Consider the following 25269-nt stretch of genomic DNA (forward strand, 5'->3'; position numbering starts at 1 on the left):
TGGTACGAAGAAAGTTTCGGCGAGGATTATTTGCTCATCTATCGTCATCGGAACCGGCTGCAGGCCGAATGTGAAGTCCGAACGATGACGAAATGGTTAAAGCTGCGCCAAAAGGACCGTATCCTCGACCTTTGCTGCGGTACGGGAAGACACTCCTTGGCGCTTGCAAATGCAGGCTACCGCGTTACCGGCATCGATCTGTCTCCGGTATTGCTTCGGGAAGCGAGAACGAACGATCCCGATGGCCGCGTTACCTGGATCGAATGCGACATGCGCGCTTTGCCTGACGATACGATGTTTGCTGAACGATTTGACGCTGTCGTTAATTTGTTCACCTCCTTCGGCTATTTTGAAGAAGACAGCGAACAATTGAAGGTGCTGCGCCAAATCCGGAAAGCATTGAAGCCAGGGGGGAGATTCGTCATCGATGTTATGAACGCGGGATACACGGAGGATCATCTGGTGCCTCATTCAAAGCGAGTCGAACGGGGAGCGGTTATCTCGGAAACCCGCCGAATCGAAAAAGGGTTCGTCGTTAAAAAGATCGTTGTCCAAGAGCCGAACGGATCGCCTCGCCGTTATTCCGAACGAGTGAAGCTATACGCGCCCGAACAACTGTCGACGATGCTGAATGAGGCAGGTTTAGTGTTAGATACAATATACGGAGGATATGAGGGGGAGATTTATGACGCGAGGCAATCGTGTCGAATGATCATGGTCGGCCATCGGTAAGTATGCGGAGCTGGTCCGGGACTTCGATAAACAACTTTTGCATTTTCGTTTATTTTAATTCGTTTTAATCGTAATAATTACATAAAGTGAGGGGGAGGCAAGTTGTTCATCCGAATATTATCCAAAACGGGCAGTTTCAAGAGCCTGGCGTTTTTACTCGTACTCGTTGTTTTGGCTGCGGGCTGTTCGGCCGGCACGGGCAACGATTCGCCGATGACGACGGAGCGGAACCTGCAGTCGAACTCGCCGGCACAAGCCGAACAGTCCAATTACACGTTTACGGACACTAGCGGGAAACAAATTACGCTGAATATTCCGATTCAAACAGCAATCATCATCAACCGAAATACGGCGGAAGCGATCAAATTGTTGGGAGCGGACGATCGTGTTGCAGCAACCGGCGACGCGACAATTAAAAACAACCCGTATCTGGGTTTCCAAAGCTTGCCCGATGTAGGCGAAACCGGGCAGTTGAATCTGGAGACGATTCTGAGTTTGAAGCCGCAGGCCGTATTCACCTATACGAATCGGCCCGATCGGAAACTGGAGGAGAAGCTTGAGCCTGCGGGCATTAAAGTCGTAAGAATGAACAATTACTTGCCCGATCAGACGGACTCGGAATGGGAATTGCTCGGCAAGCTGTTCGGCAAAGAGGAGCGGGCCGCCCAATTTCTCGAATGGAAGCATGGAATCGAACGCATCTCCGCGGAGCGAATCCAATCGATCGGGGAAAACGACAAAAAAAGCGTAATGGCGCTGTCTGCAGGATTTCTCAATTCCGATGGGGCTATCGTATTTTTCCGAGTCAGTCGCTGGGCGGAAAACCCGGGGTGGGCGAGGGCTTTGCCACGATTTTGGCTGGCGGCAAAGATGCGGCGGATTTACAGTGGAATCCGGCCGAAGCCTCCACGACGATCATGGTCGATGAGGAGTATGTCCTTACGCGAAATCCGGACGTTATTACGCTGCACGGCACATGGCTTGGGGGATACGAAGCTGCGGACGTTCAGCCGCTCGAGGACGCGTTCGCCAATATGTTGTCCATCTCTTCCTTGAACCGGCTGAAAGCGGGAAAAAATAGGGACGTCTATTTTTTTCATACGAATTTCATCGGATCGGACAAACGGTATATCGGCGTATTGCAACTTGCCAAATGGTTGTATCCGGACCGCTTCGCAGACGTCGATCCCGAGGCATACGCAAGAGAGTATTTTGAAAAATGGCTCGGCGTCCCGTACCAAGGAATCTGGTATCACTCGTTTAAGGAGCGCAAATGATGGGGGAATCGATCCGTCGCAGTGAAACGGACTCTTTGAGATCGATATCGTCGACTCGGCAGCTGGCGTCTCTATACCGCGGCAGTTCGATGCGCAAGCTTCTCTTGCTCGGGTTGTTTCTGGTCTTGCTGGTCGTCGCAGCGGCAGCGGCGATCATGAAAGGCTCGGCGAGCGTGCCATTGCCGGAGCTCTGGGCAATGGCGACGGGAGGGACAGTCGATGAAATGAACGCGTATATCGTTCGGGAAGTCAGACTTCCCCGAATTACGATGGCTATCGTGACCGGCATATCGCTCGCTGCGGCGGGAGCGATCATGCAGGCGCTGCTGCGCAACCCGCTGGCCGACCCCTTTACTCTCGGCGTTTCCAGCGGGGCCTCCTTTGGCGCGGCGCTTGCTATTGTCGCAGGCTCCAGCGCATTCGGCATCAACCTTGTGCATAACGGACAATGGCTGATCGCGTTTAATGCATTCGTTTTCGGCTGCCTGGCGGTCGGAATCGTTTATGGCATCGCGCGGTTGAAGAGCGGTTCGACCACGGTGCTGCTGCTTGCGGGCGTGGCGATCGGCCAATTGTTCGCGGCCGGCGTATCCTCGCTCAAATATTTTTCCGACAACGAGGCCCTCAAAGATTTGATCGTCTGGCTGATGGGAGGATTTTGGGGGCCAGTTGGCAGGTTCTGTACATTCTTCTGCCCCTGTTTGCCGTATCGCTGGGGGTGCTGATGAAATATGCCTGGGATTTGAATGCGCTCGTTTCGGGCGAAGAGGCGGCGCGCACGCTCGGGGTCAAAGTGAAACGATTGAGGTGGATCTGCCTTTTGACGGTGACTCTGATGGCGTCAACCACGATTGCCTTCACCGGAATCATCGGGTTTATCGGACTTGTCGCCCCGCATATCGGCCGGATGATGATCGGTACCGATTACCGGTATTTGCTGCCGTTCTCCTGTCTGATCGGGGCCCTGCTCCTGCTGTTGTCGGATACGGTTGCCCGGCTGCTGCTGTCTCCGATCGAAATTCCGGTCGGAATCGTGACCTCCTTTTTCGGCGCGCCGTTTTTCGTTTATTTGCTCGTTCGAAAGCGTCGGGAGTACTGGGCCTAGGAGGAACGATCATGTTCGTAAACGTTTCGGGGTTATCGTTCAAGTACCGTTCAAACGTCATTTTAAGCGACATTCAGATGAGCATGAAAAAAGAAGAAGTGGTCAGCATCGTCGGACCTAACGGGGCGGGAAAGACCACGCTCCTGAAAAGCATCTGCTCCATCCTCCCGCCGCGGAAGGGGACGGTAAGGATCGGCGGGGAGGACGTGCGTTCGATAAGACCCGGACAATTGGCCAAAATCCAGGCTTATGTGCCGCAGCAAGCCTCGTCCGGATTTCCGCTTACCGTTATGGAGACGGTAATGCTCGGCAGAAAGCCCTACATTCGATGGGGCGTTACAAAGCAGGATCTGAACATTGTGGAATCCTTGCTGTTCGAACTTCGACTGGATCGTTACGCAACGCGTCATATGGACGAATTGAGCGGCGGCGAACGGCAGAAAGTTTTGATTGCCCGGGCGCTCGCCCAACAACCGGACATGCTGCTGCTTGACGAGCCGACTTCGGCCCTCGACATCCGGCATCAGCTCGAGGTGCTGGAGCTCGTCCGCAGCCTTGCGAAGCGGTCCGGAATGCTTGTCGTGCTGATCCTGCATGACCTGGAGCTGGCATCCCGGTATTCGGATACGGTTTACATGTTGAAGGACGGACGGATATTCGCATCCGGCAAACCCGAAGCGGTGTTTACCTCTCTCCATATGGAGAAGGTATACGGAGTGCGGATGGAAATCGAGCGCTCGCCGCATGGAATGAAAATGACCGCGCTCGAACCGCTGCAGGAATGACATTTTTATTCGGAAAACGAGAGGGAGGGAACTTCAATGTTTCACGGCGTCCGATTCAATATGGATTTTAAGCGGTTCTGGATGGAAGGCATGAAAGATTGGAACGGAAAATTGCCGGAACGAATGATCGACGATGCCAAGGAAGAAGCGTTTTGGCAAACCTATATCCCGAACAAATCGAGCGCGCTGGACGACTACTCGGCCGATATTCGAACGGAGCTTCTCCGTTTCATTGAACCGGCCGACCATGTGCTGGAGATCGGGCCGGGTTGGGGCAATTACACGTTTGCTGCCGCAAATAAAGCATCGTCGCTTACCTGCGTAGACAGCTCGCGAAGCGTGCTCGATTATTTGCGGAAGGAGACGAGACGCAAAGGTCTTCGCGAACCCCGGCTCATTCATGCCAAATGGGAAGATCGCCCTCCGCAGGAAACATTTGATGTCGTCTTCGGGATCAATTGTTATTATCGAATGCAGGAGATTGACCGGGCGCTTCTCCACATGAACAACGCAGCCAAACGGTGGGCGATCGTCGGACTGACGAGCGGTCCGGAAAAACCGCATTTATGGGAAATTCATCGGCGGCTTGGTTACAAAATCAAATTTCAGCGGCGGGATTACATTTATTTGACCAACCTTCTCTATGAGCTCGGCATCGATGCCAACTGCAAGATTCTCGATTTGGAGCGTACCTATCGGTATGAAAGCGAGGAGCAGATGATCATGGACAATCTTGGCGCTATTCTGGAACCCGATTACGATCGAAAAGCCGCGGAAGAGATTCTCCGCCAGTTCGTATCGGAACGGGATGGAAGCTTTCTATATAAGCATCGGTTCAAGGGCGTACTGCTGTATTGGAGGCCGGAACGCATCATGTAACCATCGAGCCGCAATTGAAAAGACCCGCAGCAGGAATCAAACATGGCCCGGCCGGGGTCTTTCTTGTATTGAAAATGAACTAGCCGGCAACGCAACCGGCAAACTGTTTGCGGAACCATTCTTCATCCAGATTGCGGCCGATGACGACGAATTCGCTGGTCGGCACTTCATTCGGCTTCCATTCGCGGTCGGGATACGAACCGAACAGCATGTGAATGCCTTGGAACACAATTCGCTGCTTGACCCCTTGATATTCAAGACGCCCTTGTAGCGAAAGGTATCCACGCCGTGGTCGACAAGCCATTCGTTAATGAAACGTTCCACCTTGTTTAAATCAAGCGGACGCGTCTCCCGAAAAAAGACCGAGGTGACATCGTCATCATGCTCATGATCCTCTTCTTCGAGAAATCCCGGTTCGATCTCCAGTTTCTTCTCCAAGTCGAAGGCGCCGATTCCGAGAATCCGGTCGATTTCAATTTGGGACTGCCGGGTGCGGTAAAGCTTGGCGGCCGAATTCATTGCGCGAAGCCGCTGTTCCAGCTTCTGAAGCTCGTCTTCGGAAACGAGGTCCGTTTTATTTAACAAAAGAACGTCCGCAAAGGCGACTTGTTCCTGCGCCTCATGGCCTTCGTCCAGGTGTTGGCCGGCATGTTTCGCGTCCACGACCGTGACAATGGCATCGAGCTTGTAAAATTCGGAGATTTCCGGATTGACAAAAAAGGTTTGAGCGACGGGGGCCGGATCGGCGAGGCCCGTCGTCTCGATAAGCACCCGGCTAAAATCGGCTCTGCGACCGCCTTTGCCGAGTTTGGCTTCCATGAGCTGACCGAGAATGCGAATGAGGTCGCCCCTTACGGTACAGCAAATACATCCGTTGTTCATTTCGAAGATTTCTTCATCCGCGCCGACAACAAGCTGATTGTCGATGCCGACTTCGCCGAATTCGTTGACAATGACCGCGACTTTTTCGCCATGGTCGGCAGTCAGTACGTGGTTAAGCAGTGTCGTTTTTCCGGCGCCAAGAAAGCCCGTCAGCACCGTTACGGGAATGCGGGAATCGGCCTGCAGATTTGGCATGACGTTCACTCCTTTGTCTTGACTTCTTAAATGTAATATTTACAATTAAGAAGAGTATAGATCTCTTCAATTCGTTTGTCAAACGACAGTCGAACCCCTTTATCTTTCGTTCCGGAATATTGAACGGGGTGCGGTTTATGTATATAATCGTAATAATTACAAATAAAAAGAGATCTTGACGTTCCGGCTCCGGTTCGCCGGAAAGGAGGACATTCGTGACAACATGGAATTTACAGGAGACTTTTTGTCACCTGCTCATCTGCAATGGCAGCAACTGCATGATGCGGCAAGCCGAAGAAGTAACGAAGGCGATCCGTGACGAAATTGCGCTTCTCGGAGCGGATAAACGGATTCATACGACGCGAACCCGGTGCAATGGGCGGTGCGCGGACGCCTGCGTAGTGATCGCCTACCCGGACGGAGTCTGGTATAGGGATATTTCTCCCGAATCCGGAAGGACGCTTGTCCGAAAGCATCTTTCAGGAGATCGACTGGATGAACAGTTGGTTTATTCGTTCGACGGCCGATTTATCGCTTCGGACCTTTCTGTAGCGGGAAAAGAAAAAACCTCAAGCTAGGCAATGCCATTTTAAACCGAAGGCGGGAAGGTTACTTTGATCAGAAAGACACCGGTTGTGATTCTGTCCGGTTTTCTCGGGAGCGGAAAAACAACGCTGCTTGCGAGAATGCTGGATTATTACGCTAAAAGACGAATAAGACCTGCTGTCATCATGAATGAAGCGGGCGACGTCAATCTGGACGGTCAGCTTGTCAATGAAGAGGTCCCGATGCGAGAAATGCTGAGCGGTTGTATCTGCTGTACGATTCGGGGCGATTTGGGCATGGAGATCCGAGATCTGATAGCGGATCGTTCGCCCGATCTGATTCTTATTGAAGCAACGGGAGTTGCGAATCCGATGGAAATTTTCGATTCGGTGACAGAGGCGGCCTTTCTCGTTCCTATCGTATGAACACGTTACGGTTTACACGCATTATTTCGAACATCCTATGGGATCGCGGTCGAATCGAAACCATTTTAAGCGAATTGCCGAGCAGTATCTATCGGGCAAAGGGCATTTTTACGGCGGCAGATACCGGAGAACGGATGATGTTTCAAGTTGCCTACCGGCAGCTGAATCTTTTTCGGATAAAACCGCAAAGCAACGTTCAGGACGTTGCCGTCTTTATGGGCGAACAATTTCCCAAGCAAGAAATTAAGCGGAAGCTAGAGGAAGACGCGGGTGTTGGCGGTGTCTAGCTAAGTTTCGGCACTATCTATCAAAACATTAAAACTGTTTCAAAACATTCAGGTCATCGAGTTTTTCGTCTTTGCCGATGAAATTCGCTATCGCATGATGAAGAAGGAGCATCCGAAATATCATGTCATCTGCATAGGATGCGAAACAACGATGACTGTCAAGCGGCAACCGTTATACGCGCTTGTCCCGGACTCCGGGCAAGCGCGTATTTTTAATTTCGGATTCGGGAGCGAAACGCCGGGCTGCATCGTTATTTAAGTAGGGAAAGGTGGTGGAGACGTGAGCGTTCCTGGGATCTTCGCCCGGACGGAAGAGGCGGCCGGTTTCGGGGAGGAGGAGTTGAAGACGTGCATGGACGAGTTCGGGGATATGGTGCTGCGGACCGCCTACGTCTATTTGCGGGATCGGCAAAAAGCCGAGGATGTCTACCAGGAAGTGTTCGTGCGCGTATTCCGGCACGGGGACAAGATCAAGCGGATGGACAATCCCCAAGGGTGGATTTTGCGCGTCACGATGAATTTGTGCCGGGATCTGAAACGCTCGACGTGGTGGCGCAGGGTGCTGTTTCTGAACGATGAGCGGGACGGCGTCTCGGGCAGCCTGGAAGACCGGATCGTGGCCTCGGAAAAAAGCCGGGAGCTGCTCGCGCACATTATGCGCCTGGAAACGCCCTACCGGATGGCGGTGCTTCTGTTTTACTATCACGATCTGTCGACCCGGGAGATTGCCGGCGTCCTCAAGGTTCCGGAAGGGACGGTCCGAAGCCGCCTTCACCGGGCACGCGCGTTGCTGAAGGATTATATGAACAGCGGGGAGGAATCGCCGTGAACAGAGATAAATCCGATGAAGAATTCGCGCAAGCGTTTCGCGACGCTCTCGATCCGATACGCGCGGGCGGGGAACTGCGGCAGCGAACGCTGGATTCGGCGCGGAAGGGATGGCGCGGAGCCCGCCGCAGGCTTCTTCGAGGCGCCGCCGCGTTGTTGATTCCCGCGTTCCTAGCCGCGGCGGCCGTCTATTTCCTGCCGGCCCTGTCCGGCATCCGGGGAGCCGAGACGATTTCCCCCGCGGCAAGAACGGCTTCCCTGTCCCCGAACCCGGCCGCGACGATCAAAGCTCCGATCCCCTCCTATATTCCGGCAGGCTACAGGATCGAGGAGGTCGTATCGTCGGTTCCCGAGGCGGACGAAGCGCCGGAAATCAACATCCGGTTCGCCTCGGAGCGCCCGGGCTTTCTGGAGCTGACCCGGCGGGAAGCCGCCGCGGAACGGCCCGACGAGCAGAGCTACTACCCGGTCGAGATCGACGGGAAAAAGGGATGGATTCGCAAAGAAGGCGAAGATGCCGTCGAGCTCATTTTGGAGGACGGCGACTACGAATACCGGATTACCGGAACCATTTCCGAGGGCGAAGCCGTGAAGATGGCCCTTTCGATCGAGCGAAAAGCCAAGGAGGACGAAGAAACGCATGAATGAACGATTTGTAAAAAAGAGATGGCCGCGAGTCGCCGCTTCGCTTGTTTTGCTTCTGGTAGCGCTCGCTGCGGCGGGCTGCGACAAGCCGGCGAACGCTCCCGAGCAGACGGAAGCGGAGCCGGCGGAGGCGTCGGGAGAAATCCGCCATCCGCCGGAGAACGACTGGAAGCCCTATGAGGCGCGGCCGGGAGAAAAAGTCGAGCTCACGGTGATGTACGCAAGCGAAGCCTCCTTTTACCGGGATTACGGCAATCTGTTTCTCGCCCGCCACCCGGAGGCGGAATTTCGCGTTGTCGCGCTGTCGGAGACGCGGGGCGAAGGGGATATGCTGGCCAATTACGAGGCCGTGCTCAAGGAGAGCGCGCCCGACGTGCTCCTGCTGAATGAAGCTCAATACGAGGCGCTCGCCGCAAACGGGCGCCTGCTCGATCTGGACGCTCCGATCCGGAGCAGCGGGTTCGACATGGAAAGCATGGTTCCGGGCGTCATCGAATTGCTGACGGAGCGGGGAGGCGGCCGGCTGTACGGCCTGTCCCCTTCGTTCGAAAGCCGGGCGCTGTATTACAACCGCTCGCTGTTCGACGAATACGGCGTCCCTTATCCGGAACCGGGCATGAGCTGGGAGGAGGTTCTGATGCTGGCCGAGCGGTTCCCGGACGCAAACGAAGCCGGGCAGCCGCTTTACGGCTTGTACCAGCCGACATTCACGATCAGTCCGTTCGACCTGGCGATGAAAATCGGCAGCGCGCAGCGGCTGTCCTTGCTCGACCCGGAAGGCGCGAAGCTGCTGCTCGACAGCGAGGGGTGGAAACGGATTTTCTCGCTGGTCGTGGAAGGCTACAAAAACCAGGCGATTTATTATCCCGCCGCGCCGCTTCGCGACAACGGCAACGGGACGACCTCCCTGTCTTTGGGCAGCAACCTGTTTTTGGACGGGCAAGCGGCCATGGCGATCGACGATATGCTCATGATGCAAATGATGGATTTCCTCGCGGGGCGCAAGGGCGAAAACGAAGGCGAAAGCGCCGCCTTCGCCTGGGACACGGTCCCGATGCCGGTTAGTCCGGATAATCCCGGCGTGACGCCCTATTTCGAAGTGGAAGATATTTTTGCCGTCAACCGCGAATCCGATCAGCTTTCGCTCGCCTGGGAATTCGTTCAGTACGTTCATAGCGAGGAGTTTATGACGCTTTCGGCCAAGTCGTCTTCCAAGCTGCTGTCCCGGACCGGCTTCGAGCAGGATTCGAAAGGAAGGGACTTGTCCGATTTTTACGCGCTCCAGCCGGATTTGACGATGCGGACGCCGCTCGTGCCGAAAGGCTTCACCCGCGCGTTTCGGGATATTGCGGAAAAAGCGATCACGGACGCGATCGCGGACCGGATGACAACGGACGAGGCGCTGGCCTACATTCGGGAGGAAGCGCAAAAAACGCTCAACGCTGCGGTCTCTTCCGGCAACCGCGAACGATTCGCGCTGGACGAGGAGCTGCTATAAGGGGAAGTCGTTGGACCGGTTTGACCGGGACGCCGAAACGCGTTATGATCGGGGGCAGATCGGCGGAACGCGCAAAGGAAGCGGCGGGAAGCAAGCCGGTTCGGAGGGGAAGAGAGCATGGAGTCTTCGGAAGTGTCGTTCCAATTCGCCGGCCGTATCGGCTGGATTCGTTTGAACCGCCCCCGCGTCATCAATGCGATTACGGCCGAGATGGCGGAAAAAATCGCGCTGCAGCTGGAACGTTGGAAGACCGAGCCGGATTTGCGGCTGGTCGTCATTTCCGGCGAAGGAGAGCGGGGCTTTTGTGCCGGCGGGGATATGGCCCGGTTGTACGAAGCGCGGAATAGCGGGATAACGGAACTGGCCGCGCGTTTGTTCGGGTGGGGTTACCGCCTGGATTACATCGTATATCGCTATCCGGTCCCGGTGCTCGTCTGGATGGACGGAGTCGTTATGGGCGGCGGAGCGGGCATCGGCTCCGCCGCCAGCCACCGAATCGTGACGGAACGGACGAAATGGGCGATGCCGGAATTGAATATCGGCTTCTTTCCCGATGTCGGCTCGAGCTACTTCTTGAACCGCATGCCGGGCAGAATCGGCCTTTATTTGGCGCTGACCTCCTCCGTCATAACGGGGGAGGATCTGCTGTACTTGGGGGCGGCGGAGGTTTATACGAGCAGCGGGCGGTGGGACGAAGCGAAGGCAAATCTGCAAAGCCTCGGCGAAGGAGGCTTTACCTCGCGGCAGTTGTCCGAGCTGCTCGCCCAAATGCAGGACAAGCCGACGCGGCCGTCCCGCTTGGCCGCCCTGCGCGAGCGGATCGACGACCACTTTGCCCGCGCGACGATCGAGGACATCCTGGCGTCTCTGGAACGCGCGGCCGGGGAAGGGGACGAGTGGGCTTGGGAAACGTTAACCGCGCTGCGCCGGAAGCCGCCGACCTCCCTTAAAGTGACGCTTCGCCAGTTTCAATCGGGCAGGGGAAATCGCTGGCCGATTGCCTCAGGATGGAAATGGACATGAGCATGAATTTCGTCGCGCACGACGATTTGTACGAAGGGATTCGCGCCGTTCTCATCGACAAGGATCGCAATCCGCGCTGGCAGCCGGCCGAGCTGGGCGAGGTGGACGAGCGGCGCGTGCAGTCGTTTTTCCGCTATGACTGGCCGGGCGGACGGCATCCGCTCGCGGAATTGGCGAGCGAGACGGTATCCCTGCCGGAATAGCCCGGCCGCAGCGGAGTGCCCCGCGAAACGCTCGTCATGTCGTGTCGCCGACGATCAGTTCGACATCGACCAGTGTGTTGTTGATCAGCGCGTCGTCGCCCTTCTCGATCATTCGCACGAGCGTCGTCAACAGCATGCGCCCGATCCGGTCCGTCGGCTGCTTGATCGTCGTCAGCTTCGGTTCCTGCAGCATGCGGGTGAAGCTGTGATAGTCGTAGCCGACGATTTTGAGCTGTTCCGGCACGCGCAATCCCTGCTGCTTGGCGTAGATATACAGCGCGTAGGCGACGATGTCGTTGCTGCAAAAAATGCCGTCGTAGCGGGACAGCTCGATCGAGGAAAGCTCGCGGGTAATGAAGTCCATGAAATACTCGAACGTCAGCTTGTTGCGGGCGCCCTCGATAAAATGATATTCCACGTCATGCTTCATGCAAGTTAAAATAAAGGCGTCCCCGCGCCGGTTGGACAGCATGTCTAACTCGAGCGGGCCCGAAATGTGGAGCAGCCTTTTGCAGCCTTTGGAAATCAAGTGCTCGGTGGCGAGCTCCCCGCCGCGGAAATTGTCCGATCCGACGCACGGAATGCTCCGCGAAATGACCCGGTCGAACGACACGATCGGCAGCGAAAGTTTCTTGTATTTCTCCGTATCGAGCGTATGGCTGCACATAATAATGCCGTCGACCTGATTCTCCCGGAGCATGCTGATATATTCCTCTTCCTTCTTCGGATCGTCGAGCGAGTTGCACACGAGCACTTTATAATTCAGCTCGTTGGCGCTGATTTCGACGAATTTGACCAACTCCGAGAAAAAAGGATGATTCGAATCCGGGACGATGATTCCGACGAAAAACGTCTGGTTTTTCAGCAGCGCCCGGGCGATCTGGTTGGGGCGGTAGTCCAAGTCCCGCATGGCGGTTTCGACTTTCCGGCGGGTTTCCTTGCTGATGTAGCCGCGGTTGTTGATGACCCGGGATACGGTGGCGACGGAGACGCCCGCTTTTTTTGCGACTTCTTTTATGCCTGACATTTCATCAATCCTCTGGATTAGACTGTTCGCGCCGTTCGTCATTGCAAGCTGGCGGCCTCGCTACGGAAGCCTATTTTCCTATTATAACAATATAAAAACGTTATCACAAAAGTGATATAAATATCAACAAATCGTCCGTATAACATGATATTTTATGCGTAAAAATGATGTGTAAACGTTTGACATAAATTTTGATGTGAGTATAATGAGCTTATCTCATCATGATGAAAACGAGAAAAATATGACAAATTGTGGAGGTACTGCAGCAATGAAGAAAAGTTTGTCCATCCTTCTGATTCTGGCTTTTATGGTCTCCGTTCTCGCGGCTTGCGGGGGAGGTTCCGACGGCGGGGAAGAAGCCGGTTCGAAAGTCGAAATTACCGTTCTCGTCGGCAAGCAGGAAATCGCGCAGCAATTCGAAGAGATGGTGAAGGAATACAACGAATCCCAGGACGGGGCCAACGTAACGGTCGTTTCGACGGCCGGGCAAAACGGCTACGAGCGGATAACGACGCTGTATGCGGCCGGTAACGCGCCGACGATCATGCACTTCTTGTCCGAATTCGGCGAAATGCAAAGCAAGCTGGCGGACCTGTCCGATCAGGAATGGGTGCAGAACGCGAACGAAGGCACGCTCGATTACGTAACGGTCGACGGGAAGGTCTACGGCATGCCGATGTCCGTCGAAGCGTTCGGGCTGCTGTACAACAAGTCCGTTCTCGATCAGGCCGTCGGCGGAAGCTTCGATCCCGCCACGATCAAAACCCGCGACGACCTCAAAGCTTTGTTCGACAAGATCGAGGCGACGGGCGCCAAGGCGGTCGAAATTTCTCCGGTGGACTGGTCGCTCGGCGCGCATCTCACCAGCGTGTATATGGCTAACGAATCGGACACGCACGAAGGCCGGTTGCAATATATCGAAGACTTGAAAAGCGGCGCCGCGGATCTAAACGCGGACGAAGCGTTCAACGGCTGGCTGGACACGTTCGACCTGCTGAAGGAATACAACATTTCCAAAGACGCGCCGCTGGCGGCGCTCTACGACGACGGTCCGATGCTGCTGGCCGACGGCGAAGTCGGCACGTGGTTCATGGGCAACTGGGCATATACGCAAATCAAGGAGATCGACCCGGACGGCGAGTACGGCTTCCTTCCGCTGCCGATTAGCAATGACGCTTCCGATCCCGGCAACAGCTCCATCTCGGTCGGCGTTCCGGAATATTGGGCGATTGACAAGGAACAGTCCACTCCCGAGCAGCAGCAGGCGGCGAAGGATTTCCTGAACTGGATGGTATCGAGCGAGAAAGGCCAGGACTACTATGTCAACAAGTTTAATTTCGTTCCGGCCTACGGCAATTTTGCCGTCAAGCCGCAAGATCCGGTTTCGACCTCGATGATGGGCTATATGGAAGCGGGCAACACGCTCGCGTGGATGAACAACTACTATCCGCCCGAAGCTTTCCCGTCGATGGCGGCCTCTTTGCAGAAGTATTTGAGCAACAACATCGATCGCGCGGGATTGGTCAAGGAATTCGGCGATTACTGGAAGTCGCTGGGCTAAGCGGACAAGCAGCGAAAGCCGCGAGCGGGGCGGACAGCCTGTAAAGGCTGTCCGGACCCGCTCCGGCTTTAACGACTTTGCGGAGGTACCCATGTATCAGGAAAAGACGTTTTTCGGAAAGTTGAAGGTGTTCGGGATATTCGGTTTTATCCCGCTTTTTGCTTTTTGCACGGTGATCGTCCTGCCGTTTCTAATCGGGATTTACATGACTTTCACCGACTGGAACGGAAGCGCGTCGAATTCTTCTTATCTCGGTTTCGTCAATTACGCCGATGCCGTTCGGGATCCGGCATTCTGGACCTCGATGTGGCTGACGCTGAAATACGTCGTCGTCAATCTGATTTTGACGAACGTTCTCGCCTTCGTGCTGGCGCTGCTCGTCACGAGCGGCTTCAAGGGGCAGAACTTTTTTCGCGCCGGATTTTTTACGCCCAATTTGATCGGCGGCATTATTTTGGGCTTCGTGTGGCAGTTCATTTTTTCGCGGGTCCTCGTTTATTTCGGAAGCGAGTTCGGCTGGGGGCTGTTTTCGAGCTCCTGGCTTGGGGACCCGGACAAGGCGCTGTGGGCGCTTATTGTCGTCGGCGTATGGCAGAACGCCGGGTACATGATGCTCATCTACGTCGCCGGCCTGATCGGCATTTCCGGCTCCTTGACCGAGGCCGCGGGGCTGGACGGAGCGTCCTGGCTCAGACAGCTGTTCAGCATCAAAATTCCGCTCATGATCCCGTCCTTTACGATCAGCCTGTTTCTGACGCTGCAGAAGAGCTTCATGGTGTACGATACGAATCTGTCCCTGACGAAGGGCGACCCGTTCCGTTCGACGGAGCTGATCGCCATGCACGTCTACAATGAAGCGTTCGTCAATCAAAATCTGGGGCCCGGCCAGGCGAAAGCGTTTATTTTGTTCGCCATCGTCGCCATTATTGCGATTCTGCAGGTCAGCGCCATGAAAAAAGCGGAGGTGGAGGCATGAAGTCGCGAAGCGTCGGGAAATCGGCCGCGTTCGTATTCAACGTCGTTTTGCTCGTTCTCTTTGTGTTCCCGCTGCTGCTCGTGCTGCTCAACTCCTTCAAGGCGCGAACGGACATCATCCGCAATCCGCTGGCGCTGCCGGACGAATGGTTGTGGAGCAATTATTCGGAAGCGTTCCGGACGATGGACTTTTCCTATGCGGTGCTCAACTCGCTGACGGTTACGATTTTGGGGGTCGCCCTGATCACCGTTTTTTCCGCATCGCTTGCCTACATGTTGGTTCGTTGGAAATGGAAAATCAACAACTATCTATTGATGGCGCTCGTCGCGTCGATGATCATTCCGTTTCAGGCGCTGATGATTCCGTTCGTCACCCTGTACGGCAATCTGCATCTGCTCAACAGCAAGTGGGCGCTGATCTATTTCTATCTCGGCTTCGGCATGAGCATGGCGACCTTTATGTATCACGGGTTCGTGAAAAACGTGCCCAAGGAGCTGGAAGAAGCCGCGCTGATCGACGGAGCGGGCAAAGTCCGGGTATTTGGGGGAATCGTCTTTCCGATCTTAAAGCCGATTTCCACTACGCTGGCCATTTTGAACGTGCTCTGGATCTGGAACGACTTTTTGCTTCCTTCGCTCGCGCTGATTAAGCCGGAAGACCGGACGCTGCCGCTGTCGACGTTTTATTTTTTCGGAAAATACACCTCGAATTACGGGGTGGCGATGGCCGCGCTCGTGCTGTCGATCATTCCCGTTATCGTATTTTATTTTGCCATGCAAAAGCAGATTATCGATGGCGTTGTTGAAGGAGCCGTTAAATAATGAATGAAATACCCGACCTTATCGCGGAAGCGAATCGGCACATTTCCTCCGTCCGCGATGCGGTCGCGCGCAGCGGATGGAAGCCGCGTTACCATTTGTCGCCCCAGGCGGGCTGGATGAACGATCCGAACGGCTTTATTCATTTTCGCGGCAAATACCACGTGTTTTTCCAGCATTGTCCGTTCAAGCCCGAATGGGGCCCGATGTATTGGGGGCATATGATCAGTCCCGACCTCGTTCATTGGAGGCATCTTCCGATCGCGCTTGCGCCGGACCAGGAGTACGATCGCGACGGCTGCTTCTCGGGCAGCGCGATCGAAGCCGATGGCAAGCTGTACCTGATGTACACCGGCAATGTTTGGACCGGTCCGGATCAGGCGGCCGACCTGCTTCAGACGCAGTGCCTCGCTGTCAGCGAAGATGGCGTCCGCTTCGTCAAGCTGCCGGAAAATCCGGTCATCGGCGCGACGCCCGAAGGGGACATCCACCCATTCCATTTCCGCGATCCGAAGGTTTGGAAACAGGGGGATCTTTACTATTGCGTCATCGCGTCCCGCAGCAAAAACGAAATCGGCCAGGCGCTGCTGTACCGTTCGGCCGATCTCAAACAGTGGGAATTCGTCAACGTCATGGCCAAGGGCGGGCGCAATCCGGGTTATATGTGGGAGTGTCCGGACGTGTTTCAATTAGACGGCAAGGACGTGCTCGTCTTGTCCCCGCAGGGAATGAAACCCGAGGGCTACTTGTACCGCAACAAGGACCAATCGGGGTACGTGCTCGGCAAGCTCGATCCGGAGACTGGCATGATGTCCCACGGCCCGTTCCGCCTGCTGGACTACGGCTTTGATTTTTACGCGCCGCAAACGACGGTCGACGCGCACGGCCGGCGGGTAATGATCGCGTGGATGAACATGTGGGAAAGCCTGATGCCGGAGCGGCGGCATGGCTGGGCCGGCGCTATGACGCTGCCGCGGCGTCTGGAGCTGAGGGAGGACCGGCTGCTCGTATTTCCGGCACGGGAGCTGGAGGCGCTCAGGGGAGAGGGCATCCGCTACGAAAACGTCGAAGTGCGGGGCGGCGAGGAGGTCAACCTGCCGGGCGTGGAAGGCGACAGTCTCGAGTTGGCCGTCGTGCTGCAGGGACGTCCGGCAAGCCGGTTCGGCCTTATGCTCCGCTGCGGCGAAGCGGACGGCGAGCGGACCGTCCTGACATACGACGGCAAGGAAGGCGTTCTGGAGCTGGACCGGAACGCGTCCGGCCAAGGCCCGGGCGGCGAGCGGCAAGCGCCGGTCGCTCTGCGCGAGGGCAAGCTGGCGCTGCGCGTGTTCGTCGACCGGTCTTCCGTCGAAGTGTTCACGGAAGACGGCGAGGTCGCGATGACGGCCCGGATTTATCCCGGCGAGGGGTCGGTCGGCATTCGCTTTTTCGCCGATGGCGGCATGGTCATTCGCGAGCTGGAGAGCTGGGCGCTCGGCGATTGTTACCCGATCGGGAACGAGTCGAACGGAACGGAGGAAACGACCTTATGAGCGATAACGATACATTGCGGCAAGATCGTTCGGCCGACGAGGCGGCCGGACCATGGTGGAAGGAAAGCGTGGCCTATCAAATTTATCCGCGCAGCTTTCAGGATTCGAACGGCGACGGAGTCGGCGATATTCGCGGCATCATCGACCGCCTCGATTATTTGCAATTTCTCGGCATCGACCTGCTGTGGATTTGCCCGGTCTACGATTCGCCGAACGACGACAACGGGTACGATATTCGCGATTTTCACGCCATTCTCGCCGAATTCGGCACGATGAAGGACATGGACGAGCTGCTGGCGCAAGCGAAGCGTCGGGGCATCCGCATCCTGATGGATTTGGTTGCCAATCATACGTCGGACGAGCATGCCTGGTTCGTCGAGTCGCGTTGCTCCAAGGACAATCCGAAGCGCGACTGGTACATCTGGAAGCCGGGGAAGGACGGCAAGGAGCCGACCAACTGGGAATGCGGCTTCAGCGGCTCGGCATGGGAATACGACGAAACGACGGACGAATACTTTCTACACTGCTTTTCCCGGCGGCAGCCGGATTTGAACTGGGAGAACCCGGATGTCCGCGAGGCGATCTACCGGATGATGGAATGGTGGATGGACAAAGGGATCGCGGGGTTCCGGGTCGACGCCGTTACGTTCATCAAAAAGAACCAGGCTTATCCGCAGTTGGAAAGCCCCGACGGGCGGCCGTACGTGACGGTCAATTGCGCCAGTCTCAATCAGCCGGGCATTCTCGATTTTCTCGGCGAGATGAAGGAACGGGTGCTGGCGCCCCGCGGCGTCGTCACGGTCGCCGAAGCTCCGGGCGTGCCGATCGAAGAGATTCCCCGCTATGTCGACGAAAAAGACGGCGTGTTTTCGATGCTGTTCCAGTTCGACCATATCGAGCTTGACCTGGAGCCCGGCCGCAAGGGCGTGCTGCGGTCGTTCGAGGTGAAGGAGTTCAAGGCGGCGCTGGCCAAATGGCAGTACGAGTCCAACAAAAGCGGCTGGCTCGGCCTGTTTCTCGAAAACCACGATTCGCCCCGCTCGGTGTCCAAATTCGGCAACGACGGTGCGTATCGGAGCCGGTCGGCGAAGGCGCTCGCCGCTTACTATTTTCTGATGCGCGGCACGCCGTTCATCTTCCAGGGCCAGGAAATCGGCATGACGAACGGAAGCTTCGATTCAATCGACGAGTACCGGGACATCGAGAGCGTCAATCTGTACCGCGTTCAGGTCGAGCAGGATCCGGAGGCGACGGCGGAAACCGCGGCCAAGGTGATGCATTTTCTCGCCAACCGCAGCCGGGACCACGGACGGACGCCGATGCAATGGAACGGCGGGCATGCGGCCGGCTTCACCTCGGGCACTCCGTGGCTGAAGCTTAATCCGAACTATGCGGAGATCAATGTGGAGCGGGAGATAAAGGACGAATCGTCCGTGCTTCATTTCTACCGCAAGCTTATTGCGCTTCGCCGCGGGAACAAGGCGCTGGTGTACGGCGCGTTCGAAGAGATCCACGAAGACAGCCCGGAGATCGGCGGCTATGTCCGGACGCTCGGCGAAGAACGCTGGACGGTGCTGTGCAATTTTACGGACCGTGCGGTGGCCGTCGCAGAGCCTGCCGGGGCGCAGCTTGTCCTAACCAATGCGGATAAGCGCGGCGAAGGTGTCTTGGCTCCCTACGAAGCGGTCGTATTCAAGCAATAACCGAATAGCCCTTAATACCTAAACGCCATGTCTGGGCTTAGAGGGCAAAGCCGAATGAAGCGAGCAATCGCCTCTTCGGCTTTTTATTTTGCGTCGATCTCCCCTCTTCATGAAAATTTCATGAACAAAGCGGGAGTTCTTCGTTTACAGATGGTACTTTCTATGACATAATTTTGATGGGTTCCGAGTTTTTGCGACAAATGAAAGGATCGAAATACTGCAAAATTCGACATATTATTACATGGATGTTACATATGATTAGGAAATAAGGAGGATCTCAACGCTTTATGGATAATTCCCTCTCATCCTTGCAGCAAACGCTGGACTTTGTCTGGCTGATTTTCGCGGGCATTCTCGTGTTTTCCATGCAGGCGGGGTTCACGTTGGTCGAAGCCGGGCTCACGAGGGCCAAGCACTCCATCAGCGTCGCGATGAAAAACGTAGCCGACATCATGGTCGCCGTTTTGCTTTTTTCGCTGGTCGGCTTTCCCATCATGTTCGGCGATACGGTCGGCGGCTGGTTCGGCTCGAGCGGATTCTTTTTATCGGGATGGGACGGCGATCCGTGGAACTGGGCGATGATGTTCTTTCAAATCGTCTTCGCCGGCACGGCGGCCACCATCGTTTCGGGAGCGATCGCCGAACGGGCCCGGCTGTTCGCCTATTTAGTGGGAACGGCGGTCGTGACCGTGGTCATCTATCCGGTCGTCGGCCACTGGGTTTGGGGCGACGTGCTGAATCCGGACCAGCAGGGATGGCTGGACGAGCTTGGCTTTATGGATTTTGCCGGCTCAACGGTCGTCCATTCGGTCGGCGGCTGGGTGGCGTTGGCCGCGGCGATCGCGATCGGTCCCCGGATCGGCAAGTACGAGCCGAACGGGAAGAGCAACCGCTTCTCGGCCTCGAATTTGGTGTTGGCGGCGCTTGGGGTGTTTTTGCTGTGGTTCGGGTGGTTCGGCTTCAACGCCGGCTCGACGACGCTCGCCAGCCCCGATATTGCGCTCATTACGCTGAACACGGCGCTGGGCGGAGCGGCCGGGGGCTTCCTGGCGATGGCGGCAAGCTGGATCGTCGACCGGCGTCCGCGTGCGGAGGATATGCTGAACGGCATTCTCGGCGGCCTGGTATCGGTCACGGCGGGCTGCAACGTGTTTACCCCGCTTCATTCGCTGCTTGCCGGCGCGATCGGCGGGCTGCTCGTCGTCGCGGCGATCCGTTTTATCGATCACGTGCTGAAGGTGGACGATGCGGTCGGCGCGATCGGGGTTCACGGCGTTTGCGGGGCGTGGGGAACGCTGGCCGTCGGGATTTTCGGCGAAGCGGACAAGCTCGCGGCCGGATCGCGCTGGGAACAGATCGGCGTTCAGGCGCTTGGGGCCGGCGTCGTGTTCGTTTGGGCGTTCGTCCTCGGGTTTGTCGTCTACTGGCTGCTGAAGAAAACGATCCGGCTTCGCGTTGGCCGGGAGGACGAGCTGATCGGCCTGAACATTTCCGAGCACGGAGCAAGGACGTCGCTGCTCGACACGGTGCGGGCAATGAACGAAATCGCCTCGGAAAAAATCGATCTCACGCGCAAGCTGGAAATCGAGCCGGGAGACGATACGGAGGAACTGAACCGTTCGTTTAACTATTTGTTGGACAAAATCGGCCAGCTTGTCGATCAGGTGAAAGGGCAGACCGGATTCGTCCATTCCAGCTCCGAGCAGATGATGAAGCTGAGCCGGCAGCTGAACGACAACTCCAATCTGCAGGACGAATCCGTAAGGCAGGCGTACGATTATTTTCAACAGATGCAGGCGCGGATGAAGTCGGAAATGGAGACGGACCGGGAAGCGCTGGCCGCGTTCGAACAGTCTATTGCGATCATGAACGGCATTTCGCAGGATATGCGCTCGACCCGGGAGCAGATGAACGAAATGGCAGCGAACATCGGCACGATGGAGGCGGGGCTCGCCGAAGCCGGCGAAGCGATGCGGCGCCTGTCGGAAGCGATGAGCGAGATTTCGGCGTCTTCGGGCCGGAGCGAATCGGTGATCGCTACGATCGACGACATCTCCAAACAGATCGGGCTGCTCGCGCTGAACGCGGGCATCGAAGCCGCGCGGGCGGGGCAATACGGCCAGGGCTTCGCGGTTGTCGCGCAGGAAGTCAAGAAGCTGTCCGGGGAAACGCAGCTGTCCACGCAAAACATTCGCGAGCTGATGCTCCGAATGGGGGCTGCCGTCGTCAGCGGCCGCGAAAGCTCGGCTCATTTCCGCCAAACGTTCGAATACTTGAATGAGGAACTGTCGCGAATTCCCGAGAAGGTGAAGCGCACGGCGTCGGAAATCGAATCGATGTACCAGAAGGCGCGGGGATTCACGGACGAAGTCGAGGAACTGCAGGCGAACGCTTCCGCCATGAAGGACGCCCGCCGGCGTCAATACGACGAACTGGAAGCGATGATGAACCGGATGCGGCGCGTGCTCGACCAAATCGAGGAAAACCGCGCGTTCACCTCGCAAATCGGCGATCGGGTACTGGAGCTGCGGGGCCAAAGCGGCACGCTTGACCTGACGATGCAGAAGTTCAAGACGAAGCCGGAATTGATTCACTAAGGAAAGCGCATGGGCGGAGGCGACGGGGTTCGGATGCCGGCCGGTTGGGTAATCTAACCGTAAACGGCAAAAGGATGTGACCGCCATGAAACAAAGCGTCCGTAAAGTCGCCTTCCTGCTTGCAGACGGCTACGAGGATTCCGAGATGAAAAATCCTTACGACGCGATCGTCGAAAACGGCAACGACCCCGTTATTATCGGCCTTGCCAAAAATCAGGAGCTGCGCGGGAAGAAGGGCACGATTTCCTACCGTTCCCACCTGACGGCCAAGGAAGCGAACCCGGAAGATTACGAAGCCGTTATCATCCCGGGCGGCAAGTCCCCCGCGGCGCTCCGCGAAGACGAAGCGATCGTCGACTTCGTCAAACGGGCGAACGGCAAGGGCATCCCGATCGCCGCGATCTGCCACGGCCCGCAAGTGCTGGCCAGGGCGGGCCTGCTCGGCGGCAAGACGCTGACGGGCTATGCCGGCATTCGCGGCGAGATCGAGGAGGCGGGCGGAACGTTCGTCGACCGGGAAGTCGCGGTGGACGGGAATCTCATCACGTCGCGCGGGCCGCAGGACGAGCCGGCTTTCATTCAGGCCATCATCGACAAGATCGGCGTCTCGGCATATTGAACGGAACGGCTCGAACGGCCGCCCGGCACTGTTTGACGGTGTCGGGCGGCCGTTATTTCGCCGGGGGATCGCGCCGACGCTCATGCCGGCTTCGTTCTCACGGCCGCTGGCCGGAGCAGCGAAGCCGCTGTTGGCGCTCGAGCTCCAGCCGTCCGAATTCCGCCCACAAAATCGCTTCGAACGTGCGGCGTTGAATTTGGTCCAGACGCCGGCTCGCAAGCGAGAAGGTCACGCCGAACCTGGAGGCGATGTGAGCGATCGCTTCGCTTCGCCGTTCGGGCAGGCGGATCTTTTTCAACATGTAATAAGGCATGGACGCATACAGCGCGAACCGGTTCGCTTCGGCCTCCTGATGCTCCAGAAAAGAACGGGGCATCAACGTCTGATTGCCCGCATGCCGCAAAATATGGCACAGCTCGTGAAGAAAGTCCCCCCACTGCTCGGCCCGGCTCAGCCGCTTGTCGATCAGGATGGAGCGCATGCCCGTCCATTCGAGCGCCCGGCTCGAAACGTTCAAATAGTGAACCCAAACGTTGAGCCGGGCCGCCACCTCGTCGATTGTCAGCTGCTCGGGCGTCGCGATGCCGGCTTTTCGCCACAAATTTTCAATCCATTCTTCGAACGGAGTCGGCTGGTAGTATCGCAGCATAAATAAAATGCACCTCGCCCCAGTGGGAATGTATGTTCGGTAAAGAGCGATAAATAAAAGCCCATGCGGGCGTTAATCGCGGTACGTCAGATCGGGTTCCGTCATTCCCCTTGCCGATCTCCAGGTTTGCGGCCTTTCTCTTTCTCCCGAATGAACTCCCAGAATCTGCGCATCTCCGCTTTCCGCTCCTCCGGCGCTTCCAGGTAGTCCTTGAAAAAAATGCCGTGCTCCGGGTTCCGGATGAATTGCTCGAACGCTTCCGAGGAGTTCGGCTGCCATTCGTCGGTTCGGCCCAGCAAATAATCGGCCGTCGTATGATAATATTCCGCGAACCTGAGGAGCATTTCCGGCTCCGGCTTGCGGTCGTCGGATTCGTAACGGGAAAGCTGCACGTTGCTGATGCCGAGGTCTCTGGCCGCGTCCAGTTGCGTTTTGCCCAAGCTGTCTCTTCGTTCGCGAAGCCGCCTGCCCAGCGTCATGACCATCTTCCTTCTTTCGAGATAAGGTAGTTCCAGTATACCATATTTTCCGATTCGGCAAAATAAAGAATCTAAATTTGTCCAAAAGGATTGACATTTACCGTTTTGGCAAAATATAATCGAACACACGTTCCCTTTCGGAGATTCGCATGGGGGCGGCCGACTTTGTTGTTTTTCGCAGTTTTCGCATATCGTATGTTTGCCAAATTGGCAAAAACCAAAAAAGCAGAAGAGAGCGAGGGTAAAAGCATGGAAAAGGAAGCGACCGTAAGGGGAAACAAGGCGGATTTGGGGAAGGCGACGGCCGAAACGTACCGGGAGACGAGAAGAGGGCTGCTGCTGGCGGCCGACCGGCTCACGAGGGGGATCGCGGCCCTGGAGCCGGTTCGGACGATCGAGCAAATGGACGAGCTGCTCGAACTGGAACGGCAGCGCAAGCTCGTGATCGAGATGATCGCAAGCTGCAATTATGTCATCGAATGGCTGGAAACCGGGAGAAGGCCGGGCAACCGGCGGGGAATCGAGCGGCGGTCGGGCGTTCAGCGCGAAATATTGACGGATCCGGCCCGGCTGCCCGCCGCGGCCGCGGCCGATTCCCGGACAGCAGCCGACGAGGCGGGCGGGAGCGAGCGGCAGAGCCGGATCGAAGCCGCCATGGCGGGACTCACCGAACGGGAACGAGACTGCTACGTGCTCGCCCACGCCCAGTGCTACTCCAATGCGGAAATCGCCGGCCTGCTCCGCATCAGCAAGTCCAGCGTCTCCACCTACGTGCTGCGGGCGCAGCGGAAAATTTCGGCGAACGTCGGCGGCATGTTCCTCGTCGGATGATGTCGTACGAATGCCACTTATAGATGAGGGGCAGGAACATACGTTCCTGTTCCGAAATCGGATCTTGGGAGGGTAAGCAAATTGGCGGCAAAGGATGTGGCGGTTTGTCATGAGAAACACCATCCGTCAGCGGCTCTCCGCTGACATTCCCGCGCTCGGCGGGCGGGTGCTGGAGCCCCATGACGATTACGCGTCGGCGGACAAGCCTTATCTGGTCCTTCAGCAAGGGTGGGAAACCGGCAGCGGAAGCGGGTTTCCCGGGTTCCGCAAGCGCTACGAAGTGTGGCTGCACGAAGCGAAAGCGGCGGGCTTCGATGCCGTCGACCGGTTGGCGGAATCCGTCATCCGGTCGCTGGACGAGCGGACGATGACGGACCCGGATACGGGGGACGCCTTCTTCTGCCGGTACATCGGCACGATCGGCCGCGATCGCGTGGACGGCGAGCGGCAGACGCTGTCGCGGATTTTGCGGTTCGCCGTCGACGCCGTGCAGCCCGCGGCGCTGGCCGAAACCGTCCCGGACGATCCGTGGCTGGAAGCGATCGCCGCTTGGACGAGGGCTTTGCTGGGAGGCTCCTGGCAAGTTTGCCTGAACGAGTGGCCGCCTTCCTATTTGCGCCCCGCCGTGCTTTGGCGGCTCGGCGGCATGGAAACGGGGCCGGGCAACGCGGCGGCGCTCGTCGTTCGCAAAAGGCTGGTCGGCCACGTGGCGGGGCGGACCGATAACGAGGAGCGGGAAGCGGCGGCGCTTTTGGCTTCGAGTCTGAAGCTGGACGGCAAAGTCGTTTTGTCCGCGGCGGACCGGCGCTGGCTGGCTGTCGAGGAGAGCGGGATCGACTTCGGCGCGGACCCGATCGCGGAAGGGCAATTGACGGTCGCGCTGTCGCGGCGCGTGAAGCGGGAGTCATTCGCAGAGGACGCTCCGCTGATGAGGGAAGTTTTTTTCAATGAAATCGGATCATGAGGTGAGTCCTGTGGCAGAGAAGAAATCGGCGGCTCCGGCCGCCCAATACGGCCGCGAGGAGCTTGCGGAAAGCTCGGCCGGCCTGTTCGGCGTCCCCGGCGAGGTGCTCGCGGGCGCCTTGCACGGCGTCGGCAAGGAACGGCTGTCGGTAGCGGAAGCGAAGCGTTATATCAACCAATTTTTGGACAGGAAGGTGAAGTGAA

At 57.0% G+C, this 25269-nt stretch carries 23 protein-coding genes and 5 pseudogenes; 24 read left to right on the forward strand and 4 right to left on the reverse strand.

Annotation, left to right across the window (positions count from 1 at the left end; all coding sequences use genetic code 11):
* Positions 1 to 84 precede the first annotated feature (84 nt).
* The 6 genes and pseudogenes from JW799_RS11810 to JW799_RS11830 all read left to right on the forward strand — a co-directional run bounded on the left by JW799_RS11810 (position 85) and on the right by JW799_RS11830 (position 4778).
* Positions 85 to 732, forward strand: coding sequence for a class I SAM-dependent methyltransferase (locus JW799_RS11810; RefSeq protein ID WP_240353243.1), 648 nt, complete (start codon positions 85 to 87; stop codon positions 730 to 732).
* 213 nt (positions 733 to 945) lie between these two features.
* Positions 946 to 1428 (forward strand): annotated as a pseudogene (locus tag JW799_RS29605) (ABC transporter substrate-binding protein); the annotation flags it as partial.
* Between the two features lie 134 nt (positions 1429 to 1562).
* Positions 1563 to 2009 carry a TroA family protein gene (locus JW799_RS29610; protein WP_338026378.1) on the forward strand — a complete coding sequence of 149 codons (447 nt, stop codon included), beginning with the start codon at positions 1563 to 1565 and terminating at the stop codon, positions 2007 to 2009.
* 155 nt (positions 2010 to 2164) lie between these two features.
* A pseudogene (locus JW799_RS11820) lies at positions 2165 to 3114 on the forward strand (FecCD family ABC transporter permease).
* A gap of 11 nt (positions 3115 to 3125) precedes the next feature.
* Positions 3126 to 3899, forward strand: coding sequence for an ABC transporter ATP-binding protein (locus JW799_RS11825; RefSeq protein WP_205429950.1), 774 nt, complete (start codon positions 3126 to 3128; stop codon positions 3897 to 3899).
* Positions 3900 to 3935: 36 nt separating this feature from the next.
* Complete coding sequence (locus JW799_RS11830; RefSeq protein ID WP_205429951.1) at positions 3936 to 4778, forward strand: class I SAM-dependent methyltransferase; 843 nt, start codon at positions 3936 to 3938, stop codon at positions 4776 to 4778.
* 79 nt (positions 4779 to 4857) lie between these two features.
* Here the strand turns inward: JW799_RS11830 and JW799_RS11835 are convergent.
* A pseudogene (locus JW799_RS11835) lies at positions 4858 to 5855 on the reverse strand (CobW family GTP-binding protein).
* Positions 5856 to 6070: 215 nt separating this feature from the next.
* On the opposite strand from JW799_RS11835, the gene JW799_RS11840 reads away from it, so the two are divergent.
* The 8 genes and pseudogenes from JW799_RS11840 (at position 6071) to JW799_RS11870 (ending at position 11310) form a co-directional block, all read left to right on the forward strand.
* Positions 6071 to 6433, forward strand: coding sequence for an NAD(P)H-dependent oxidoreductase subunit E (locus tag JW799_RS11840; protein ID WP_205429952.1), 363 nt, complete (start codon positions 6071 to 6073; stop codon positions 6431 to 6433).
* 39 nt (positions 6434 to 6472) lie between these two features.
* Positions 6473 to 6823, forward strand: a pseudogene (locus JW799_RS30075) (CobW family GTP-binding protein); the annotation flags it as partial.
* Entirely contained in the window at positions 6823 to 7113 is a 291-nt protein-coding gene (locus JW799_RS30080) for a CobW C-terminal domain-containing protein (protein ID WP_420830619.1), read from the forward strand. The pseudogene JW799_RS30075 and the gene JW799_RS30080, both read left to right, overlap by 1 nt.
* A 34-nt stretch (positions 7114 to 7147) precedes the next feature.
* Positions 7148 to 7372: a hypothetical protein gene (locus tag JW799_RS30085; protein WP_420830683.1), complete on the forward strand. Its 225-nt coding sequence runs from the start codon at positions 7148 to 7150 to the stop codon at positions 7370 to 7372.
* Positions 7373 to 7393: 21 nt separating this feature from the next.
* Positions 7394 to 7942, forward strand: a complete 549-nt coding sequence (locus tag JW799_RS11855; RefSeq protein ID WP_205429953.1) for a sigma-70 family RNA polymerase sigma factor — start codon at positions 7394 to 7396, stop codon at positions 7940 to 7942.
* Positions 7939 to 8589 carry a hypothetical protein gene (locus tag JW799_RS11860; RefSeq protein WP_205429954.1) on the forward strand — a complete coding sequence of 217 codons (651 nt, stop codon included), beginning with the start codon at positions 7939 to 7941 and terminating at the stop codon, positions 8587 to 8589. Before JW799_RS11855 ends, JW799_RS11860 begins: the two co-directional genes overlap by 4 nt.
* Complete coding sequence (locus JW799_RS11865) at positions 8582 to 10084, forward strand: extracellular solute-binding protein (protein WP_205429963.1); 1503 nt, start codon at positions 8582 to 8584, stop codon at positions 10082 to 10084. Before JW799_RS11860 ends, JW799_RS11865 begins: the two co-directional genes overlap by 8 nt.
* A 117-nt stretch (positions 10085 to 10201) precedes the next feature.
* Positions 10202 to 11310: pseudogene (locus tag JW799_RS11870) on the forward strand (enoyl-CoA hydratase/isomerase family protein).
* A gap of 34 nt (positions 11311 to 11344) precedes the next feature.
* Here the strand turns inward: JW799_RS11870 and JW799_RS11880 are convergent.
* Positions 11345 to 12337, reverse strand: a complete 993-nt coding sequence (locus JW799_RS11880; protein ID WP_205429966.1) for a LacI family DNA-binding transcriptional regulator — start codon at positions 12335 to 12337, stop codon at positions 11345 to 11347.
* Between the two features lie 268 nt (positions 12338 to 12605).
* Here JW799_RS11880 and JW799_RS11885 point away from each other — a divergent pair, with 268 nt between their 5' ends.
* The 7 genes from JW799_RS11885 to JW799_RS11915 all read left to right on the forward strand — a co-directional run bounded on the left by JW799_RS11885 (position 12606) and on the right by JW799_RS11915 (position 22143).
* Entirely contained in the window at positions 12606 to 13898 is a 1293-nt protein-coding gene (locus JW799_RS11885) for an ABC transporter substrate-binding protein (protein WP_080833155.1), read from the forward strand.
* A 91-nt stretch (positions 13899 to 13989) separates the two neighbouring features.
* Positions 13990 to 14874: a carbohydrate ABC transporter permease gene (locus tag JW799_RS11890; RefSeq protein WP_080833153.1), complete on the forward strand. Its 885-nt coding sequence runs from the start codon at positions 13990 to 13992 to the stop codon at positions 14872 to 14874.
* Positions 14871 to 15695 (forward strand): carbohydrate ABC transporter permease, encoded by an 825-nt coding sequence (locus JW799_RS11895; protein WP_080833151.1) that lies wholly within the window; start codon positions 14871 to 14873, stop codon positions 15693 to 15695. Before JW799_RS11890 ends, JW799_RS11895 begins: the two co-directional genes overlap by 4 nt.
* A complete protein-coding gene (locus tag JW799_RS11900) occupies positions 15695 to 17224 on the forward strand; it encodes a glycoside hydrolase family 32 protein (RefSeq protein ID WP_080833150.1) in 1530 nt (509 codons plus the stop codon). Before JW799_RS11895 ends, JW799_RS11900 begins: the two co-directional genes overlap by 1 nt.
* On the forward strand, positions 17221 to 18927 hold the full coding sequence (locus tag JW799_RS11905; protein ID WP_080833148.1) for an alpha-glucosidase: 1707 nt from the start codon (positions 17221 to 17223) through the stop codon (positions 18925 to 18927). Before JW799_RS11900 ends, JW799_RS11905 begins: the two co-directional genes overlap by 4 nt.
* Positions 18928 to 19214: 287 nt before the next feature.
* Positions 19215 to 21524 carry an ammonium transporter gene (gene amt / locus JW799_RS11910; RefSeq protein ID WP_080833146.1) on the forward strand — a complete coding sequence of 770 codons (2310 nt, stop codon included), beginning with the start codon at positions 19215 to 19217 and terminating at the stop codon, positions 21522 to 21524.
* A gap of 85 nt (positions 21525 to 21609) precedes the next feature.
* Positions 21610 to 22143, forward strand: a complete 534-nt coding sequence (locus tag JW799_RS11915) for a type 1 glutamine amidotransferase domain-containing protein (RefSeq protein ID WP_080833144.1) — start codon at positions 21610 to 21612, stop codon at positions 22141 to 22143.
* A gap of 97 nt (positions 22144 to 22240) precedes the next feature.
* Here the strand turns inward: JW799_RS11915 and JW799_RS11920 are convergent, their stop codons facing one another.
* Positions 22241 to 22792, reverse strand: a complete 552-nt coding sequence (locus JW799_RS11920; protein ID WP_080833142.1) for an ImmA/IrrE family metallo-endopeptidase — start codon at positions 22790 to 22792, stop codon at positions 22241 to 22243.
* Positions 22793 to 22893: 101 nt separating this feature from the next.
* Positions 22894 to 23271: a helix-turn-helix domain-containing protein gene (locus tag JW799_RS11925; RefSeq protein WP_176220645.1), complete on the reverse strand. Its 378-nt coding sequence runs from the start codon at positions 23269 to 23271 to the stop codon at positions 22894 to 22896.
* Between the two features lie 249 nt (positions 23272 to 23520).
* Between JW799_RS11925 and JW799_RS11930 the strand changes: the two genes are divergently transcribed.
* The 3 genes from JW799_RS11930 to JW799_RS11940 all read left to right on the forward strand — a co-directional run bounded on the left by JW799_RS11930 (position 23521) and on the right by JW799_RS11940 (position 25268).
* Positions 23521 to 24102 (forward strand): sigma factor-like helix-turn-helix DNA-binding protein, encoded by a 582-nt coding sequence (locus tag JW799_RS11930; RefSeq protein ID WP_205429967.1) that lies wholly within the window; start codon positions 23521 to 23523, stop codon positions 24100 to 24102.
* Positions 24103 to 24211: 109 nt separating this feature from the next.
* Positions 24212 to 25066, forward strand: coding sequence for a hypothetical protein (locus JW799_RS11935; protein ID WP_205429968.1), 855 nt, complete (start codon positions 24212 to 24214; stop codon positions 25064 to 25066).
* 10 nt (positions 25067 to 25076) lie between these two features.
* Positions 25077 to 25268 carry a YqzN/YkzM domain-containing protein gene (locus tag JW799_RS11940; protein ID WP_080833136.1) on the forward strand — a complete coding sequence of 64 codons (192 nt, stop codon included), beginning with the start codon at positions 25077 to 25079 and terminating at the stop codon, positions 25266 to 25268.
* The last annotated feature ends 1 nt before the right edge of the window (position 25269 follow it).

The sequence above is a fragment of the Cohnella algarum genome, from assembly GCF_016937515.1.
Lineage (GTDB): Bacteria > Bacillota > Bacilli > Paenibacillales > Paenibacillaceae > Cohnella > Cohnella algarum.